Origin of the sequence: Gilliamella apis (assembly GCF_030758615.1) — a bacterium.
Taxonomy (GTDB): domain Bacteria; phylum Pseudomonadota; class Gammaproteobacteria; order Enterobacterales; family Orbaceae; genus Gilliamella; species Gilliamella apis_A.
In genome coordinates, this window is sequence record NZ_CP132381.1 from 2,044,001 (window position 1) to 2,063,140 (window position 19,140).

18 protein-coding genes are annotated in these 19,140 nt (G+C 29.6%); 5 read left to right on the forward strand and 13 right to left on the reverse strand.

The features are described from left to right. Nucleotides 1-681 carry a molybdenum ABC transporter ATP-binding protein gene (gene modC, locus RAM17_RS09390; RefSeq protein ID WP_086364029.1) on the forward strand — a complete coding sequence of 227 codons (681 nt, stop codon included), beginning with the start codon at nt 1-3 and terminating at the stop codon, nt 679-681. On the opposite strand, the gene RAM17_RS09395 is transcribed toward modC, so the two are convergent. The 4 genes from RAM17_RS09395 to RAM17_RS09410 form a co-directional block, all read right to left on the reverse strand. Beyond that, the gene (locus RAM17_RS09395) at nt 660-1,412 is read right to left on the reverse strand and encodes a UDP-2,3-diacylglucosamine diphosphatase (RefSeq protein ID WP_110447508.1); all 753 of its coding nucleotides are present in this window, start codon (nt 1,410-1,412) and stop codon (nt 660-662) included. The two genes, modC and RAM17_RS09395, sit on opposite strands and share 22 nt — an antisense overlap. Next, complete coding sequence (gene ppiB, locus RAM17_RS09400) at nt 1,405-1,896, reverse strand: peptidylprolyl isomerase B (RefSeq protein ID WP_110447507.1); 492 nt, start codon at nt 1,894-1,896, stop codon at nt 1,405-1,407. The genes RAM17_RS09395 and ppiB overlap by 8 nt, the downstream gene beginning before the upstream one ends. Nucleotides 1,897-1,965: 69 nt before the next feature. Further along, entirely contained in the window at nt 1,966-2,817 is an 852-nt protein-coding gene (gene folD, locus RAM17_RS09405; RefSeq protein ID WP_110447506.1) for a bifunctional methylenetetrahydrofolate dehydrogenase/methenyltetrahydrofolate cyclohydrolase FolD, read from the reverse strand. A 71-nt stretch (nt 2,818-2,888) separates the two neighbouring features. Further along, nucleotides 2,889-3,581, reverse strand: a complete 693-nt coding sequence (locus tag RAM17_RS09410; RefSeq protein WP_181414640.1) for a DUF2884 family protein — start codon at nt 3,579-3,581, stop codon at nt 2,889-2,891. Between the two features lie 281 nt (nt 3,582-3,862). Between RAM17_RS09410 and RAM17_RS09415 the strand changes: the two genes are divergently transcribed. Further along, nucleotides 3,863-4,129 carry a GrxA family glutaredoxin gene (locus tag RAM17_RS09415; RefSeq protein ID WP_065579308.1) on the forward strand — a complete coding sequence of 89 codons (267 nt, stop codon included), beginning with the start codon at nt 3,863-3,865 and terminating at the stop codon, nt 4,127-4,129. Nucleotides 4,130-4,181: 52 nt separating this feature from the next. On the opposite strand, the gene tsaB is transcribed toward RAM17_RS09415, so the two are convergent. From tsaB to RAM17_RS09435, 4 genes are all read right to left on the reverse strand, one after another. Beyond that, nucleotides 4,182-4,862 carry a tRNA (adenosine(37)-N6)-threonylcarbamoyltransferase complex dimerization subunit type 1 TsaB gene (tsaB, locus tag RAM17_RS09420; protein ID WP_110447504.1) on the reverse strand — a complete coding sequence of 227 codons (681 nt, stop codon included), beginning with the start codon at nt 4,860-4,862 and terminating at the stop codon, nt 4,182-4,184. Beyond that, nucleotides 4,859-6,793, reverse strand: coding sequence for an ATP-dependent DNA helicase (locus RAM17_RS09425; protein WP_110447503.1), 1,935 nt, complete (start codon nt 6,791-6,793; stop codon nt 4,859-4,861). The genes tsaB and RAM17_RS09425 overlap by 4 nt, the downstream gene beginning before the upstream one ends. Before the next feature lie 291 nt (nt 6,794-7,084). Next, nucleotides 7,085-8,071, reverse strand: a complete 987-nt coding sequence (locus RAM17_RS09430; protein ID WP_110447502.1) for a glycosyltransferase family 8 protein — start codon at nt 8,069-8,071, stop codon at nt 7,085-7,087. A 35-nt stretch (nt 8,072-8,106) separates the two neighbouring features. Then, nucleotides 8,107-9,084, reverse strand: a complete 978-nt coding sequence (locus RAM17_RS09435) for a glycosyltransferase family 8 protein (protein WP_181414639.1) — start codon at nt 9,082-9,084, stop codon at nt 8,107-8,109. A 153-nt stretch (nt 9,085-9,237) separates the two neighbouring features. Between RAM17_RS09435 and RAM17_RS09440 the strand changes: the two genes are divergently transcribed. Beyond that, nucleotides 9,238-10,188, forward strand: a complete 951-nt coding sequence (locus RAM17_RS09440) for a glycosyltransferase family 8 protein (protein WP_110447500.1) — start codon at nt 9,238-9,240, stop codon at nt 10,186-10,188. 345 nt (nt 10,189-10,533) lie between these two features. Further along, on the forward strand, nt 10,534-11,814 hold the full coding sequence (locus tag RAM17_RS09445; RefSeq protein ID WP_110447499.1) for a phosphoethanolamine transferase: 1,281 nt from the start codon (nt 10,534-10,536) through the stop codon (nt 11,812-11,814). Nucleotides 11,815-11,919: 105 nt separating this feature from the next. Here the strand turns inward: RAM17_RS09445 and msbA (RAM17_RS09450) are convergent, their stop codons facing one another. Continuing rightward, nucleotides 11,920-13,686, reverse strand: a complete 1,767-nt coding sequence (gene msbA, locus RAM17_RS09450) for a lipid A ABC transporter ATP-binding protein/permease MsbA (protein WP_220000040.1) — start codon at nt 13,684-13,686, stop codon at nt 11,920-11,922. A gap of 13 nt (nt 13,687-13,699) precedes the next feature. Then, nucleotides 13,700-15,436, reverse strand: a complete 1,737-nt coding sequence (gene msbA, locus RAM17_RS09455) for a lipid A export permease/ATP-binding protein MsbA (RefSeq protein WP_110447498.1) — start codon at nt 15,434-15,436, stop codon at nt 13,700-13,702. A gap of 249 nt (nt 15,437-15,685) precedes the next feature. Between msbA (RAM17_RS09455) and RAM17_RS09460 the strand changes: the two genes are divergently transcribed. Beyond that, on the forward strand, nt 15,686-16,708 hold the full coding sequence (locus tag RAM17_RS09460; protein ID WP_110447497.1) for a glycosyltransferase: 1,023 nt from the start codon (nt 15,686-15,688) through the stop codon (nt 16,706-16,708). 9 nt (nt 16,709-16,717) lie between these two features. On the opposite strand, the gene RAM17_RS09465 is transcribed toward RAM17_RS09460, so the two are convergent. The 3 genes from RAM17_RS09465 to rfbC are packed head-to-tail and all read right to left on the reverse strand — an operon-like array spanning nt 16,718 to nt 19,139. Continuing rightward, nucleotides 16,718-17,725 carry a hypothetical protein gene (locus RAM17_RS09465; protein ID WP_110447496.1) on the reverse strand — a complete coding sequence of 336 codons (1,008 nt, stop codon included), beginning with the start codon at nt 17,723-17,725 and terminating at the stop codon, nt 16,718-16,720. A gap of 18 nt (nt 17,726-17,743) precedes the next feature. Continuing rightward, nucleotides 17,744-18,601 carry a dTDP-4-dehydrorhamnose reductase gene (gene rfbD / locus RAM17_RS09470; protein ID WP_110447495.1) on the reverse strand — a complete coding sequence of 286 codons (858 nt, stop codon included), beginning with the start codon at nt 18,599-18,601 and terminating at the stop codon, nt 17,744-17,746. 4 nt (nt 18,602-18,605) lie between these two features. After that, nucleotides 18,606-19,139, reverse strand: coding sequence for a dTDP-4-dehydrorhamnose 3,5-epimerase (rfbC, locus tag RAM17_RS09475; RefSeq protein ID WP_110447494.1), 534 nt, complete (start codon nt 19,137-19,139; stop codon nt 18,606-18,608). Nucleotide 19,140 lies beyond the last annotated feature (1 nt).

Genomic DNA, 19,140 nt, shown 5'->3' on the forward strand with positions numbered 1-19,140 from the left:
ATGTTAAATATAAATGTGAGCAAAAAACTCGCCTCGTATGCTTTCCAGTTTAAACATGAAATTCACTGTCATGGCGTGACGGCAATTTTAGGTGTCTCCGGTTCAGGGAAATCAACACTGATTAACCTTATTAATGGTTTGATTAAACCAGATATCGGTTATATTAAACTAAATCAAACTACTTTGGTTGATACTGAAAAAGGAATTTTTACAACCCCAGAAAAAAGACAAATTGGTACTGTCTTTCAAGATGCATTGCTTTTTCCCCATTATAAAGTTTTAAAAAACTTAACTTATGGTGCAAAATCATTGAATACAGAAAGATTTGACGAAATAGTTTCGGTACTCAACATTGGTTCACTTCTTAATCGTTATCCAGCAATGTTATCGGGTGGTGAGAAACAACGTGTTGCCATTGGTCGAGCGCTATTAGCTGAACCAAAATTATTACTAATGGATGAACCACTCTCAGCTTTAGATATGCCTCGTAAAAAAGAGCTATTAAGTTATATTGATAAACTAGTAAATGATCTCAATATCCCTATTGTTTATGTAACGCACAATATCAATGAAGTTAAACGCATTGCACAACACGTAGCGGTTTTAGAGCAAGGGAAATTACAAACCTATGGTGATACTGAACAAATTCTACAAAGTGATTATTTGAAAGAGTGGTTATAAAGTTCTAAAGTAGCGCTATTTTTTTCTTGTTTTATATACGAAATGCCATCATGCCAAGCGCCTAACACAATTCTAGTTGCTGGCTCGTCATTAATATAAAGATGATGTGTAGCAGGTTTATGTGTATGTCCATGAACCATAATACTAGCGTTATTAGCAATCATCATATCAATGACAGCTTTTGGATTTACATCCATAATAGTTTCAGATTTGATTTGATTATGCTGGCTGCTCTCTTTGCGTAATTTAGTGGCAATTTTTAAACGTATTTTTAATGGCAGTAATAGAAATAATTTTTGTAGCCATTTTTTATGCATGATTTTACGGAATTTTTGATATTGAGGATCATCAATGCAAAGCAAATCACCATGCAGAAATACAATATTTTTATTCTGATTAACTAAACAATTAATATCGCTTAATAAATTCATATCACAGCGTTTAGCGTAATGCTTACCAATTAAAAAATCACGGTTCCCATGTACAAAGAATTTTTTAATATGACGTAAGGAGAGTTCTTTTAAGGCATCAGCAATTTGATTATATAATATTGACTGTACATCATCACCTACCCAATAATCGAATAAATCACCAAGTATATAAAGCTCACATTGATTAGGTAATTGCTTAAGAAAAGACAAAAAACCTGCTGTTATATCAAAATGATCTACAGCAGGCTGATTGTCTGCAAGATGAATATCTGCAATAAAAAAACGAACCGGATTATTCAACCGTTACACTCTTAATTATGACATCTTCTACAGGAACATCAGAATGCATGCCACTACGACCAGTTTTAACCGCTTTAATCTTATCAACCACATCCATACCATCGACAACTTCAGCGAAAACACAATAACCATAGCCATTGATATCCGATGAGCGATAATTTAAATAATCATTATCAACGACATTGATAAAAAATTGTGCTGTAGCAGAATGAGGATCACTAGTACGAGCCATGGCTAATGTACCACGATTATTTTTTAAACCATTATCAGCTTCATTCTTAATTGGAGCTTTAGTTTTTTTCTGTTTCATACCAGGTTCAAAACCACCACCTTGAATCATAAAATTATTAATGACACGATGGAAAATGGTATTATTATAAAAACCTTCTTGGCAATATTCAACAAAATTTTTTACCGTTTCTGGAGCTTTATCTTCAAAAGTATTAATCTTAATATCGCCTAATGAAGTATGAAATATAATCATAAAATGTTCCTTAATTTCATTTTATTACGTAAAAATTGTTAAAAAGGTGAGCAATATCTTTTAATATGCTTACTCACTAAATCTTTCACATGCTTCTAATGTATTACTCATTAACATTGCTACCGTCATCGGCCCAACACCGCCGGGTACTGGCGTGATCCAGCCGGCTCGCTGGCTAGCAACATCAAATTCCACATCACCAACTAATTTCCCATCAGGTAAACGATTAATACCAACATCAATCACAATAGCACCCGGTTTTATCCATTCGCCCTTGACATAATTAGGTATACCGACACCTGCCACAACAATATCAGCATTACCGACATGCTTTGCTACATCCACTGTTCGACTATGGGTGATTGTGGTTGTGCATCCTAAAAGTAATAGCTCTAATGCCATAGGGCGACCAACAATACTCGATGCACCAACAACTGTTGCATTTAAACCCGATAAATTAATACCGGTTGATTCTAACATCTTAACAACCCCATATGGTGTACATGGCCGTAGTATTGGATCACGTTGTAATAAATGGCCAATATTATAAGGATGAAAACCATCGACATCTTTACGAGGATCGATACGCTCTAGCACTTTAGTTTTATCAATATTATCCGGTAAAGGTAATTGAACTAAGATACCGTGAACATCGGAGCGTTGGTTCAATTCATCAATTAATGCTAATAATTCATCAGTGGTTGACGATGGAAAATCATAAGCAAAAGAAGCAAAACCAACATCATCACAAGCTTTTTGTTTATTTTTCACATAAATTTTCGAGGCGGGATCCGAACCAACTTGTATAACAGCCAAGCCGGGAACAGATAAACCTTGTTCAGTACGTTTTTTTACTTTTTGAGCAATTTCATTGCGTATTTGCAATGCTAACGCTTTGCCATCAATTATATTTGCAGTCATAAGCCGATTACTTCTTTTACCTGATGATTGTAGATTAAGATATTCTCGCAAAAGTTTTGATTATTGTCTATTCACTTGTCGGCCGATTGACTAAGTTCTGTTAAAATCTGTTGATATTGTTGGTCCACATCCGTAATAACCGAGCAAATATGTGCATCAAAGGCTTTAAGTTTTGGTTTTTGAGCCTTCCATTCATTTTTCGAAATATCTTTAATAGCGGCGATGTTTTTAAATAAATTAAACTCTAAAATACTGCCGCCGATAACATTATAAAAAATACGTTCACCAATATCGTGCCCATCTTTTTTTAACTTATTAAAATTTTGATAATAAAATTTTGTGCTGCCATTCTCGCTAATAAGGGAACCATGTAATAGTTTCACTAATCTTTTATATAATTTATTTAATTCGCTATGCAGTTCACGATCATCACTCAACTTTTTGGTGATTGCCTGATCAAAAGCAACTTTTACTTCAGACAATAAGCTTAATGATTGCTGCTCTAGTTGAGGTAATTGTGAGCGTAAACCTTTTTGAAACTGATCAAGTTTTTTTCGCAATGATGGATTTAGTGATATTATTTTTTTATTCAATATCACCTGACCATCATTCATAATAGATAAATCATTAGATTTATTATATATATGGATATTGTCTTTATTTATTACAATGTCGTAACTTGGTTTTACAGGGCACTCTTTTTGTGCTGCAAACGTGGTTATCGATAAAGTTAATGACAAAATAAATATTATTTTTTTTAACATACTGACATCCATTTAATGGTTGAAATTAAAATTATAGCGAGTAATATCAAATTAGCACTATTTTTGAGGCTTAAAAAACCCCTTTCCTCAATATTTTTTTGTTATAACAGGTAAAATATTCAATAAAGTATCTAAATGATTAAAACGTATACCTTGCTAACTTTGCAAGCGTAATATCAATAGGTATAATCTATTATATCAACTAGATTTAACTACTTTTTTTTATTTAAAACTGAAGTATAGTTGATCCAACAATTAAATTTAACTATTAGAGGTGAACTATGTATGCTGTAATTTTCGGACGTCAAGGATGTCCATATTGTGTGCGAGCTAAAGAGTTAGCAGAAAAATTATCACAAGAACGAGATGATTTTTCATATCGTTACGTTGATATCAATGCTGAAGGTATTACCAAAGAAGATCTTTCAAAAAGTGTTGGTAAACCAGTTGAAACCGTACCCCAAATTTTTATTGACGAAAAACCAATTGGTGGTTGTACTGATTTTGAAGCATATGCCAAAGCGAATTTGGGATTATTTCAAGAATAAGCAGTAAACCTAATTTCACAGCAGATAACGCATTTCGAGCGCTTATCTGCTCTTATCGACCCGGTAATTTTTGCCATGTAACTTCATTGCGCAAATATGTTGGCTCAACATCTTCAACTTTAACCACTTCCTTTCTTAACCATTTTTGCTGAGCGATAACCACCAAATCTTGTGCTTCAGGTAACAACACTTCACTTGGTTTAATCATTGCTAACATATTAGGATAAGTTTGCCAGCCAGTGCCAGCCGAATAATCTTCATTATCAATACTTTTGATTTTAGTTACCACACCTTCAGGTTTAATTACACATTCAGGAGTGATCGCTTGCCATTGTTGATCTTGATAATGGTATTGTCCTAAATAGACTTCTCCCATTCTAGCATCTATTGCTGGAATAACTTTAGTTGCATATTTAGTTCTATAAGCACCTTGTGCTAAAGTTTGCAATGTCGATACAGCTATCATTGGTACATCAATACCGAGAGCTAAGCCTTGAGCTACTCCAATCCCTATTCGCACTCCAGTAAAGCTACCCGGACCTTGAGCAAAAGCAATGGCATCTAATTGTGAAAGACTACACCCAGCTTGATGCAAAATATTATCAACCATAGGCAAGATTTTCTTGGTGTGATCTCTCTCTGAAATAATGAAATCATGAGTGATTTCATTTTGATAAAATAATGCGACTGAACAAGCTTCTGTTGAAGTATCAATGGCTAAAATAGTACTCATTTGTTTTCCAAATTATCGATTATCGATTCACTGTTAGATAATAAAAAATTGATGACCTTATTTATATCTCGCGTTCTTGGCGAAGGTGGTAAGCTATTAATAAATGTTGCGCCATATGGTCGCATGACTAATCGATTATCGCAAATAATAATTGCTCCACGATCATTGTGATGGCGAATTAATCGCCCTACTCCTTGTTTTAAGGTAATAACAGCTTCAGGTAATTGGACCTCATTAAATGCATCACCACCTTGCATTTGGCAATCTTCCATTCGAGCTTTAATTAAAGGCTCATCAGGTGAAGTAAAAGGTAATTTATCAATAATAACACAAGAAAGTGTGTCACCTCTAACATCTATTCCTTCCCAAAAACTGCTAGTTGCAATTAATAGAGCGTTACCACTATGAATAAACTGTTCCAATAATTTTACTTTACTGGTATCACCTTGAACTAAAACAGGTAGTTTGGTTAATTCTCGAAACTGTGTCGCTAAGGCATTCATCATAGCATATGAAGTACAGAGGAAAAAACAGCGACCTTTGTTAGCTTCAATAACGGGTAATAAAATATCAACCAGTTTTTCAGCATTACCTTGTTCATTTGGTGATGGAATATAACGCGGCACACACATTATTGTCTGGTTGTTATAGTCGAAAGGACTTTCTAAAATCAATGAGTCAGAATTGGTTAACCCCAAACGTTTGGTGAAATAATCTAATTGATTATCAACGGATAAGGTTGCTGATGTAAAGATCCAGCTCCCTTTGCGCTCGATTAATAACTCTGCAAATTTTTCAGCTACCGACAATGGTGTTAATGCGAATAAAAAAGAACTATATGAGCTTTCATACCAGTAACTAAAACCAGATACATGTGTTTCTGTTAGACGCTTTAGCAATAGTTGATACTGGTTAACGCGATCAAAACAATTATCTAAGGTAGTAGAGCGCCCTATTGCTAATAAAAGAACTTCTTTGCAAAAATCAAGAGCATCAAATAAATAAGATAATTCTTGTTTAATTTTAGCTTGATTAAATAAATAACGTAGATTGCCTTTATTATTTTGCTGATTTATTAATAATCGTAAATCTTGGGTACATTTTTGTAGTTTATCAGCACATTGCTGTAACTGAGACATATCTTTGACTTCGGTTCGATAAGCTAAATTTATCTCTTTGGCTAAATCAAAAAGTTGTCGGCTGGTTAACTGTTCCCCAAAATAATGGCATGCTAAGTCTGGAAGTTGATGAGCTTCATCGAATATCATCACATCAGCTTTAGGAATCAATTCACCAAACCCTGTACCTTTTACCACTACATCCGCTAAAAACAGATGATGATTGACCACAACAATATCAGCATTTAACGCTCGCTTACGAGCTTTAACCACATAACAATCATTATAGTGCTCGCATTCACTTCCTAAACAATTATCATTAGTACTAGTTAAAATTGGCCAAATTGGATTATCTTCGGTTACCGTTGTACATTTACTAATATCACCGTCTTTGGTTTTAATTGACCAATTTTTGACACGGACAAGGTCTGTACGTAAATTCTTATCTAAATCACCGGCAGCTGCATATTGATGATACATACGTTCTAAACAGAGATAGTTGGCTCGACCTTTAAGAAGTGAAATTTTACCGGTATAGTCCAAAGCTTTTTTGATAATCGGCAAATCTTTACTATACAACTGTTCTTGCAAATTTTTTGAGCCAGTTGAAATAATGACTTTCTTTTCACTTCGTAATGCAGGAACTAAATAAGCAAAGGTCTTACCTGTACCGGTTCCCGCTTCAACTACCAGTGATTGTTGTGCTTGTATTGCTTTAGTGACTTTATTTGCCATCTGTCTTTGTGGAGATCTTGCAACAAACCCATCAATAGCTGTCGCAAGTAAACCATTTTCTGCAAAATCATCAATCACTTAAAATACACCTAATCAAAAGATAAGCCCTATTTATATCTTCTAGAAAATTTGTTAAAGAAATAATTAACGTTAGTAAAATATAACGTCCTCTTAAAATAGACATGAAACAATAGTCATGAAATTGGATAATTAACCATCAAGACAACGAGGTATACTATACCAATAACCAAGGCAAAAATATATACATGAACTTTAACTATAAATAAAAAGCTTAATTAGAAATAGATTGAAATTTTTCTAATCTATTAACTAAATAAGCTTGAAAGAAACAAAATTATTAACCTAATATTATTTTTTAAATTTAGTTTTCAAATAAATAATATAATGTTTTATTCCTGCTAGATATTTCTTTTGCCTAAACATTAATTTTGCATAAGCACGGATTGAAGAAGTTTTGTTATCGTTATATAAAGGTAATAACATACTTTTCCAAGGAGAGTTAGTAAAATAATGATTAAATAAATTAGTTTTATAAGGTTGATGCCATGGTTTATTTTTAGTTATATAGTGAATTATTTTAGTATTTTTTTCAACTTTAGCATCTTCATTTCCATTAACAGATAAAGCTGTTAAATTATTAAAATCAGAAGATAATAATAATGTTTTCTCTTTTAAAACAATATTTAAAACATCTTGATCTGCAAATGTATATACATTACCGTCATTAATCAACTTAAATGTTTTTTCTGTTAATTTATTTTTATTCCACAATAATGTATTAAAATATATAACGCCTGCATTAAAATACTCACCATAAGGAATATCATACATTTTACCTTGGCTATCTTGCATATACTCCATATCTGCAACTACTGCTGCTAATTTATTATTTAAATCTTTATTGAAAAGCTCTTCTAAATTACCCACACATAAGGTATCACAATCTAAATATAAAACTTTGCTTGTTATTTTTTCTAAAACTTCAGGAACAATAAATCTTAAACATGTTGCAATTGATATTCCTAAAACTAATGTATCGGAATTTACTGAGAAATTACTATCAATTTCATAACAAGTTATGGTGCAATTAAGTTGTTTCGCTAATGTTTCAAATTTAGATAAATTTTGTTTAGAAAGATTATTAGTAAATAAATGAAAATTAATGGCAATATTCGGATTATTTTCAATAACAGACATCAAAGATAAACCAGCAGGCATTGCATAATTATCATCGAAACAATAAGCAATATGATATCCTTCAGTAATCTGTGCTTTTTTATTTAAAACTAATGTATTTTTTAAAAATTTATCACTATAGTGCATATTATTTTCCATACAACTAAAACCATTATTCTATTTGTTATAATAAATTACTTTTTAAATACTTTGTGTTTTAAATATAAAAAATAATATTTAAAAGCTTTGAAATATTGATGCTTACTAGCTAACAACTTTGCATAACGTCTAGTAGTTGAGGGCGCATTCTCGTTAGCTAATAATAATTTTCGGTTAGCCCATGGTGAAGCAGCAATATAGCGTTGATAAAGGGGGGTTAAATATAATTGGTACCATGGTTTATTGCCAGTTACGTAATGAATTATAACCGTATCATCACTTAAAACGCTATCTTCCTTTCCACCAACTGTAAGCGATGTAAGTTGATTAAATATCTTAGGTAGAAACTGAGTTTTACCTTGCATTAATATATTCAGAACATCCTGATCGGCAAATTTGTAAACTTTACCACTATTTATCATTGCAAAAGCTTTTTCGGTAAGATTATTATCTACCCACATATCAGTATTGATATAAATCATACCCGCATTAAAATATTCGCCATATGGAATATCACAGGCTGAACATTGTTTTTCTTGAGTTTTCTCTACATCAGGCACTACAGCGGCATATTTATCGGATAAGTCGGTATTGATTAAATGATTCAGATTGTTAGTACAAAGAATATCACAATCTAAATATAACACTCTGGATGTTATTTTATTTAACATTTGTGGCACTACAAAACGTAAGCACGTTGACGCAGAAACATGTAACACTAAAGTATCTGGATTTATAGAAAACTCATCGCTAACTTCATAACAGATTATTGTGGTGTTTTTTTCACTTAATTGATGAAATTTTTGTATTTTCTCATCAGATACGCTGTTGGCAAATAAATGAAAAACCAAATTTTTATCGGAATTATTAATCATAACTGATGACATAGCAATACCTGCTGGCATTGCATAATTATCATCAAAACAAAAAGCAATATGCACTGTTTCTTGTGATTCAATTGTATGACTAAATAAAGTAGTGACCTTACTAATAAAAAGATTTTCTGCTAACATGAAAGCTTGATGTCCAAAATTTGAAATTTGGTTTATTGTAACATAATCAATTTTTATGAAAAAATTAAATATGAACATAATTTTATATAACTATTTTGTAATAACAAAATAGCTATGTTATATTTTAGAATAATGTATTAATGAGTATTTGAAATGAATAATAGTATTATTAATGTTGTATATTGTACTGACCCGAATTATTTAGAACATGTTGGTGTATCTATTACTTCAATCATACTTAATAATAAAAATCATAATATTCATTTTCATGTTTTTTTATATGATGTTTCAGAAGAAGATAAAAACAAGCTGAAGGAAATTAGTCCTTTAATTAATCTTTATTCTATCCCGACAGATGAGTTAGATAAATATTCTGAAATTCAGAATGATAAGATAAAGCATATAAATCGCTCAATGTATATCCGCTTATCTGTACCAAGATTATTACCTGATTATGTTGATAAGTTTATTTATTTAGATGCAGATATACTATGCTTCAGTGATATATCTTCTATTTTGAATATCGATATTGATTCGGTAGTTTGTGCTGTAACGGCCGACTCTTTAGACGTAAATAATATGTTACAAAATACAAACCGTTTAGGTTTAGCTGCTGAAAAATATTTTAACTCTGGTTTTTTATACATAAATACTCAAAATTGGAAAAAATTTGATACAGAAAATAAAGCTAACCAAATATTATTATCTCCGCAAAATTATAATTTTATATACCCAGATCAAGATGCATTAAACATTGTTTTGCAAAAACAAATTAATTTTATTGATGTAAAATGGAATTATTTATTTACTTGGATGGATGACCAAGAAAAAGAATCTTTTTTCCATAATAAACAATCATTACCTTATTTTGTGCATTTTACTGGTGCAAGAAAAATATGGTATCAAGAACATACTGGGATAGCCCAAAATATTTATTGTTTTTATAAACATTTTACTCCTTGGTCCACTCAATCATTAAAATCCTATAAAAATAAAATGCGTTCTGTAGATTATAGGATATACGCAAAGCAATTCTTAAAAAGAGGAAAAATAATTCAATCAATTAAATATTACATAACTTATTTAATAAAATTATGTAAATAAAATAACTTTTTAAAAATTTGTAAGGGATTTAATGTTCAATCACTTAAAAAAATAGATTTTTTTAATCATAAAAATCAAAAACTGCTCATCATTTTTTATTTTTTAGTTATTTTGATAAGTTTTTACATCATAAACATTCAAAATCTAAAAAATTTTAACTATACTTTTCTTATATATTTGTTTTTTCTACTCATTCCCCAAAAATATAGTTGGATAAGAAATTCTATATTTCTTGTGTTCAACTTTATTTTAGGTATTGAATTATTTTTCAGTATTAAATATGGATACATTTCGGAATCGCTTCTAAAATCAGCCTTGGAAAATGACTCCGAGCAAAGTGTTACAATGCTTCAACAAGAAATCTTTCCGATCATAATTCCAGCGATACTATTTTCAATAATATTTACTTTTAATATCTATAATAAAATTCAATTAAATTTAAATAATAAATTTTTATATTGGACTTCGATTTTTATTTGTTGCTTTTTCTTATTCAAAAATACGTTCTACTATTATATATCAGATAAACGTCATGTAAGAGATTTTCAAATAGATCCTTTCTTTTCGATGAATAAATCAATTCGGATGAAATATCCTATCGTAATTGGAAACACTTCTATATTATTAGCTTCCTATTTTGGTTTTAAAGAAAAATACACAAATGTAATTGAACACGAAAAATATAATCAATCAATAATAGATAATAATTCAATTAGTTATGGAAAATATAAAAATATTATTCTCATTCTTGGTGAGTCCGCATACAGAGGTCGACATAGTATTTATGGATACGAAAAAAATACAACACCAAATATGAGCAAAATTTTTTCACAAAAAAACAGTTGTGTTATAGAAAAAGCACATTCACCAGCTTCAATAACAAGAGATTCGATTCCAATGTTATTGTCATTTGCTAAACCCAATAATGAATTGCCTTTATTAGAAGAAAAAAATATTATTGAAATGGCAAATACACAAAAATATCATACATCTTGGATTTCAAAAACTCGAGAATCAGGCCCTCATAGCAGTAAATATTCAATAATTGCTAAACTTAGCAATACATTTATCGAAAATTTAGAAGATGATCTTGAACTACCAGAGAAGTTAATTGAAACTAACTTTCAAAAAAATGAAAATAATTTCATTGTTCTTCATTTAGCTGGAAGCCATAAACCTTATAATCTTGGTTACGATCAGTTAGATTTACAAGATCTACCTAATGTAGATAATTACGATTTAACGATACATCATACAGATAGAGTGATAGAAAAAATTTATAATACTTTAAAAGTGAATCTGGATAATTTCATTTTAATTTATACACCTGATCATGGTGAAATTGTTGATTTAGGGCATGGGTTATTAAGAAAATCAGAAAGTTTTAGTAACCAATTTGAAGTGCCGCTAATGATATATTCAACATACGATGATTTTCCTTGTAATGAGATAGAAAATTACAGAAATAATGAAAAAATGGTAAATACCTCAAATATTGTCTATTTATTTAGTAAACTACTGGGTTATTCAGTAAATATTGATCATTCATTAATAATGAATGATTTAATATTATCTGTAGATGGACAACCTTATGAATATCAGAGTTTTATTAAAAAGTATCAATAAGTTCCAAACTAAATAGACTTTTGGTGAAACCCTTTATAAAAGTCTATTTAAATTTTAATTGTTATCATTTATATATATATAAATTAAATTGAGCAAATTAATCACCTAATTTAATTTACTTTCGTAAAGTTTTGCATATAAACCATTTTGCGATAATAATTCTTGATGGTTTCCTTGTTCAATAATTTCACCGCTATCGATAACTATAATTTTATCAGCTTTTTCAATTGTAGATAATCTATGTGCAATAACAATTGATGTGCGACCTTTTTGTAATTCATCCAATGCTTTCTGTATCGCATTTTCTGATTCCGAATCCAATGCTGATGTAGCTTCATCTAAAATTAAAATTGGAGTATTGCGTAATAAAGCCCTAGCAATGGCAATACGTTGACGTTGGCCTCCAGATAATCGTGTACCATTTTCTCCGACTATAGTATCAAAACCTTTTTCAAGTCCTGTTATAAAATCATAGGCATAAGCTTTTTTTGCTGCTTCTTCAATCTGACTTTGTGAATATTCCCCCATTCGTCCGTAAATAATATTATTTGCTATGGTATCATTAAATAAATGAACATTTTGAGAAACTAAACCAATTTGGTTTCGTAAACTATATAATGTGAAATCTTGGATATTTAAATTATCAATTAGAATTTGGCCATCTTCAATATCATAAAAGCGAGTAATTAAACTTGCTATTGTGGTCTTCCCGGAGCCTGAACGCCCAACTAAAGCAACAGTTTTACCATGCTCTACTTTAAAATTAATATTTTTTAATGCTGGCTCTTGTCTTGTTTCATATGTAAAAGAAACATTTTTAAATTCAACATTACCTTTCACACGTTCAATAGTAATATCACCACTGTCTTTTTCAATGGGTTGTTCAAATATTGAAAATAAAGTCTGACATGCAGCCATCCCTTTTTGAAATTCAGCGTTAACATTGGTTAAACTTTTGATCGGTTGCATTAAAGCAACAAGTGAAGAAAACACAACAATAAATTGTCCCGGTGTAATATTCAATTCCGGGTCACTAGCCATTAACAAAACAAAAGCAATCGCAAATGAAATAATAAGCTGAATAATTGGTGTAGATAGAGCGGAAATAGATACTAGGCGCATAGTATCTCTACGAAATTTATTACTAACCTTTTCGAAGTTATTTGATTCCTCATCTTGAGCACCAAAAAGAAGAATTTCTCTATGACCTTTTAACATTTGTTCAACAGACATAGTGACATTACCCATTGAGTTTTGCATGTTTTTTGCCATTTTTCGAAACTTTATTGACACAAAGGTAATTAGACCAATTACAATAGGGGTAATAAAAATCAGAGATAATGATAGTTGCCAACTATTGCTAAACATTGTATAAAATAATCCAAAAATGAATGCAGATTCTCGAACAATAGTAATCAAAGCATCTGAAGACGAGGATGCTACTTGCTCTGTATCATATGTTATACGGGATAATAATCGTCCAGCTGAATTTTTATCATAAAAACTTACAGGAGAATCAACAAAATGGTTAAAAAGTCTTTGGCGTATTTTAAGTACAACCTTAGTTGAAATTAGGGAAAGAAAAAAAGAATACGCGTAATTAGCGACGCCACGAAGTAAAACTAAGCCGAAAATATATATTGGCGCCATAAATAAAAAATTCTGATCATTTTCGACAAAGCCTTTATCAAGCAAAGGTTGTAATATCGCTATAAGTGAAGTATCAGCAAATGCACTAGTAATTAATAATATTATTGCAAAAAAAAGCAACAATTTATTTTTAGCTATATATGGCCATAACTTAGAAAATGTATATAACGTAGAAAAATCTCGATCGATATCGTTATTAATAGTTGTGCTATTTTTTTTCATAATATAATTTTGATTAAGAGTTAAATTGTAAATGATACATTGAGGCATAAATACCATTTTTGGATAATAAAGTTTGGTGAGTCCCTTCCTCTACAAGTCCTCCGTGATCAATAACCAAAATTCGGTCAGCTTGTTCAATGGTAGATAGTCTATGGGCAATAATAATAGAGGTACGATTCTTCCTTAAATTTTCAATTGCTTGTTGCACAAATCTTTCTGACTCATTATCCAGAGCAGAGGTGGCTTCATCCAAAATTAAAATTGAGTTATTACGGAGTAATACCCTTGCAATTGCTATTCGTTGGCGCTGTCCTCCAGACAATAAAATTCCATTATCACCAATTTCAGTATCAATTCCATTTTCTAATTTATTTATAAATTCCATGGCATTAGCCTGCTTAGCTGCCTCTATAATATCTTCTCTGGTATACCTATTTTTAGCACCATATGCAATATTATCAGCAATTGTTCCACTAAATAAATGAACCTGTTGAGATACATATCCAATTTGATTACGTAATGATCTTAGCGTATATTCTTTTATATTAATTGAATCGATTAATATCTCACCGTCAACAATATCATAAAATCGTGGTATTAGATTTGCTATAGTTGTTTTTCCAGCACCAGAGCGACCGACTAAAGCTATAGTTTCTCCCCTTTTAACCTTGAAACTAATATTTTTTAATGATGGTACCGTATTTTCTGGATATGTATATGTAACTTTTTTAAAATCAATGCCTTCTTCAACGCTTGTTAATTCAATTATTCCTCTATCCTCTTCGATCTTTGATTCTAAAAGATTAAATAATGATTCACAAGCAACAGCCCCCTTTTGTAATTCAAGATGAACACTAGTTAATTCTTTTAATGGACGCATAAAAGCAACCATTGCAGAAAAAACAACTGTAAACGAGCCTGGGGTAATATCTAAGGCTTGACTTGCAACTAAATATAATATAAAACCTAAAGCTATAGTTGTAACTAATTGAATAATTGGAGATGATAAACCTGATACTAAAACAATCTTTAAAATACTTCTTCTAAAAGATTTATTAATCGAGTAAAAGTTATTTTTTTCATAATTTTGGGCATTAAAAATTAATATTTCTTTATGTCCCTTGATCATTTCATCAGCAGCAATACCAATGTCTCCAACTCCTTTCTGCATAAAGATAAGAGTCTGTCTAAACTTTTTCGCTATAAACTGGGCAATAAAGATAACCAACGGTACAAGAAAAAGTAAAACTAGCGCTAATTTCCAATTTCCATAAAACATTACAATACTTAAACCAATAGCATATGTAATTTCTCTCACCAATATAATGAGGGCATCAGATGATGCTTTAGATAACAATTGAGTATTATAGGTTATAATAGTTACCAGTTCTCCTATAGTATTTTTATTAAGAAAACTTATAGAACTTTTTAATAAGTGATTAAAAATTAATTGTCGAAATTTATTTACAACTTTACCAGAAAGCCATGAAAGGCAATAAGTTGAACAATAATTAGATAATCCGCGTAAAGTCATCAAACCAATAATACCAATTGAAAAAAGAATTAAAAGTTCATAGTTCTTATCCATCAAACCGTTATCTAACAATGGTTTTGTTAATGAAATTAAAGTTGCATCAGTCGCAGCATTTACCAAAAGTGCTATAATAGCAACAATTAGAGCTTTTTTATGTGGATAAATAAATGGCCACAATTGTTTAATAGTATTTAATGAGTTATATTTATTTAGCATAAGGATTAAAAAAATTTATTTTGTTTCCATTATACTATACATTATGACACTTTAGTTTAAATATTATTACAATTCTTTTTCAACTAGTAGTAGCACTAATTTGTATTACCTATATAATAATTAGAAATAAACTCCATTTTTGCTTATAGTCTATCTAATTATTAGTTTATATTGAAATTTTACATCAATTGTAAGTATATTCTAAATCAATTACTTTATTTGTAGATTTTTAAGGATAGGAAATAATCAATGTATTTTAATGCTAACAAGATTATTAAAAAAAAAATAGAATTTTTTTCAAACAGCAATAATAATACTGATACATTAAATATAGCATATGGAATTGATCGTAATTTTTTTCTAGGCTGTGCAGTTTCCATTTCCTCGATTTTATTATTTAACTCTAAATTTAATTTTTCATTTCATGTATTCACTAACAGTTTATCATCTGAATTCGAAAGGATCATGAAATTATTAAATAAACAATTTAACGTGAACATAACAATTTATTTAGTAGATGATGATACTTTTGCTGAACTACCAACTACAAAAATTTGGACTATAGCGACTTATTTTCGATTTATAGTAGCTAATTATTTTTATCAAAAAATTGATAAAATTCTATATATTGATGCAGATATTATATGTAAAGGCTCCTTAGAAGAATTATTTTCATTGCAATTTGATGACAATATTGCTTATGTAGTAAAAGACAAAGATGCTATATGGTGGAATAAATGTGCAATTCGGCTAAATGAACCCAATTTATCTAAAGGTTATTTTAATGCAGGATTTTTACTAATTAATTTAAATAAATGGAATGAATTAAATATAAATAGCCAAGCATTGAAAATGCTATCTGATATTAATAAATCAAAAAAACTGACTCACCTTGATCAGGATGTTTTAAATTTACTATTATTAAAAAAAGTTAAATATCTTGATAGTAAATATAATCAACAAGTTAGTGTTAATTATGAACTAAAATATAAGACTAAAAATAAAATTTATTCTCCCATTTTAGATCAAACAATATTAATCCATTATATCGGACCAACTAAACCTTGGCATACATGGGCGAAAGATTATAAATGCTCACAATATTTTATAACCGTTAAAGAACGATCTCCCTTAAAATCAATACCATTACTATCAGCTACGAATGCTAATCAAATGAGATATTGCTCAAAACATAAAATGCATCAGAAAAAATATTTTTCTGGAATAATTTGCAATATCCTATATTATCTAAAAAAAATAACTAAAAGCTGATAATTTTTTCTATATTATATGAATATCATTAATAATTTTAGTTAACATTGCATCAGCACTGTATTGATATAAAATGTCTAAGGAAATAGGTGAAAACGTTGTCTGTAAAAATACTGAAATATTCATATAATTTTCATCTTCAAGAATAAAAATCTGTTCTGGATTGTAAAAATTATATTCTCTAATAGATTTGTTAGTAGTTATTAATTTTTTATTAAATAAGATCGCTTCTATAGCTCTTAATGTTATTCCTGTTTGACCTATTTGTCCTATTTCCAGAATAACATCACTTTCTTTTACTTTTTCTATATTTTCAAAATAACTAATTTTTTTCCCTAACTTATAAAAGTTTGATTCTTTCAAAGTCGATGATATATCTTTAACTATGTCATAATTAATCAAATTAAAATCAATTTTATAATTATCATCTTGCAATCTAGGTGCTAATTTATTAATTATTTCAACTCGATGTTCCAAATACTCGCCAATAAAAAAACAGTTTTTTGAAAGATTTTTATTATCTAATTCGATTCTAATCTTTTTCATTTCAGAAAAAGTAAAAGGCAAAAACTGGTTCAAATAGGTAAAATTATATTTTCTACAATCATCGAAATCAAAACTATATATTTTATCGAAATGAGGAGTAATTTTAGTTATATAATCTTCATCTTGACGTAGCCATTTTTTTTTGTTTTTCATACTATTGTTTAAAACATCTATAGTATCTCTTAAAACTAAAACTCGATGACAATTCACATCTTTAATTAAATCTATAAATCCTGATATAGCAAAGCCACTACACAATAAAATATCTTCAGCTTTTAGGTTTTTTAATTTTATATATCGATTAAGATTAATAAACCATTGACGAGGAAAATTTCTTTTTTCTAATGAAAAATTAATATTCCTAAAATGTTTCATTAATTTATTAAAAAGTACTACATCATATTCAGATTTTAGGGAGTTAACCATATATTTTTCATAGTCAGCATTCCATTCCGAAAAGTAAACAGTCATTATCATGACACCTTATAATTATTTAATTTTGGAAATACATATTGCTAATTCTTTTTTCCAATCAGAATCTTTGATACCATATTGAATTATTTTTTTAGTAGATAAAACTGAATATAAAGGTCTTAATGCTTTAGTACCAAAATCTTTAGTATGAATAGGTAGAATTTTAGGCATTTCAGTTATAGTACCCTGTTTTAAAGCGATATCAAATATTTGTTTAGCAAATAAATACCATGTTGTGGGTTCATTTCCACAATAGTGATATATTCCACCATCAATGTTTTTTCGCAATAACTTGACAATTGTTTTTGCTAAGTCACCAGCATAGGTAGGTTTACCAAATTGATCATCTACTATCGATAATTTTTTTTTTGAGGAAGCTGACTTTAGCATAGTTTTAACAAAATTATTGTTATATTCACTAAATAGCCATGAAGTCCTAATTATTATTGCTGAAGGATCAGTTTCAAGGATTGCTAATTCGCCATTACGTTTAGTTTGACCATATACATTAATGGGATTAGTTAAATCAGTTTCTAAATAAGGTGAATTTTTAGTACCATCAAAAACATAATCGGTTGAAAGGTGAATAAGCCTTAGGTGATATTTATTTGATGCGATTGCTAAATTTTTGGAGCCTAATACATTAACATTATAAGCTAATTCTTGTTCAACTTCTGCATTATCTACCGCCGTATATGCGGCGGTGTTTACAATAAACTCAGGTTGATATAATGATAATAAATCATCAACAGCTGAATAATTACTGATATCCAATTGTTGGTGATTAACTGCTATTAATCGCCAGCTTGAAGGAAATATATTTCTCAAACATTGACCTACTTGACCTTCTGAACCAGTTAGTAAAACTTTCATTTATTTAAAATAGTTCCTCAAAAGATTTACCTAACTTATCTTTAGCGGATAATATTGGATTAGATATTGGCCAACTAATGTTTATTGTAGGATCATTCCATAACAAACATCTTTCTGATTTTGAGTCATAATAATTTGTACATTTATATTCAAAATCAGCAATATCCGATAAAACTAAAAAACCATGAGCAAATCCAGGTGGAACCCATAATTGCTTATTATTCTCTGCAGATAAAATCATCCCCACCCATTGACCGAAGGTTGGAGAATCCTTACGAATATCAATAGCCACATCAAAAACTTTACCTTGAACAACTCGTAATAATTTACCTTGCGGGTAATCTACTTGGAAGTGCATTCCCCTAAGTACATTTTTAAAAGAACGAGAAAAGTTATCTTGAACAAATTCATAATTTATACCTAACAATTTTTGATAGCGTTCTTTTTGAAAGGTTTCAAAAAAATAACCTCTATTATCATTTATTACTTTAGGATGAATAACTTTGATTCCGTTAATTTTAGTTTCAAAAATCTGCATA

Bases quoted from the DNA above. Each gene is read 5' to 3' on its own strand.
- RAM17_RS09465 (WP_110447496.1), bottom strand. From the start codon at position 17,725: ATGACTGTTTACTTTTCGGAATGGAATGCTGACTATGAAAAATATATG.
- RAM17_RS09435 (WP_181414639.1), bottom strand. From the start codon at position 9,084: ATGTTAGCAGAAAATCTTTTTATTAGTAAGGTCACTACTTTATTTAGT.
- modC (WP_086364029.1), top strand. From the start codon at position 1: ATGTTAAATATAAATGTGAGCAAAAAACTCGCCTCGTATGCTTTCCAG.
- rfbC (WP_110447494.1), bottom strand. From the start codon at position 19,139: ATGCAGATTTTTGAAACTAAAATTAACGGAATCAAAGTTATTCATCCT.
- RAM17_RS09460 (WP_110447497.1), top strand. From the start codon at position 15,686: ATGTATTTTAATGCTAACAAGATTATTAAAAAAAAAATAGAATTTTTT.
- msbA (WP_110447498.1), bottom strand. From the start codon at position 15,436: ATGCTAAATAAATATAACTCATTAAATACTATTAAACAATTGTGGCCA.
- tsaB (WP_110447504.1), bottom strand. From the start codon at position 4,862: ATGAGTACTATTTTAGCCATTGATACTTCAACAGAAGCTTGTTCAGTC.
- RAM17_RS09440 (WP_110447500.1), top strand. From the start codon at position 9,238: ATGAATAATAGTATTATTAATGTTGTATATTGTACTGACCCGAATTAT.
- RAM17_RS09415 (WP_065579308.1), top strand. From the start codon at position 3,863: ATGTATGCTGTAATTTTCGGACGTCAAGGATGTCCATATTGTGTGCGA.
- msbA (WP_220000040.1), bottom strand. From the start codon at position 13,686: ATGAAAAAAAATAGCACAACTATTAATAACGATATCGATCGAGATTTT.
- RAM17_RS09410 (WP_181414640.1), bottom strand. From the start codon at position 3,581: ATGTTAAAAAAAATAATATTTATTTTGTCATTAACTTTATCGATAACC.
- RAM17_RS09445 (WP_110447499.1), top strand. From the start codon at position 10,534: ATGCTTCAACAAGAAATCTTTCCGATCATAATTCCAGCGATACTATTT.
- rfbD (WP_110447495.1), bottom strand. From the start codon at position 18,601: ATGAAAGTTTTACTAACTGGTTCAGAAGGTCAAGTAGGTCAATGTTTG.
- RAM17_RS09430 (WP_110447502.1), bottom strand. From the start codon at position 8,071: ATGGAAAATAATATGCACTATAGTGATAAATTTTTAAAAAATACATTA.
- ppiB (WP_110447507.1), bottom strand. From the start codon at position 1,896: ATGATTATATTTCATACTTCATTAGGCGATATTAAGATTAATACTTTT.
- folD (WP_110447506.1), bottom strand. From the start codon at position 2,817: ATGACTGCAAATATAATTGATGGCAAAGCGTTAGCATTGCAAATACGC.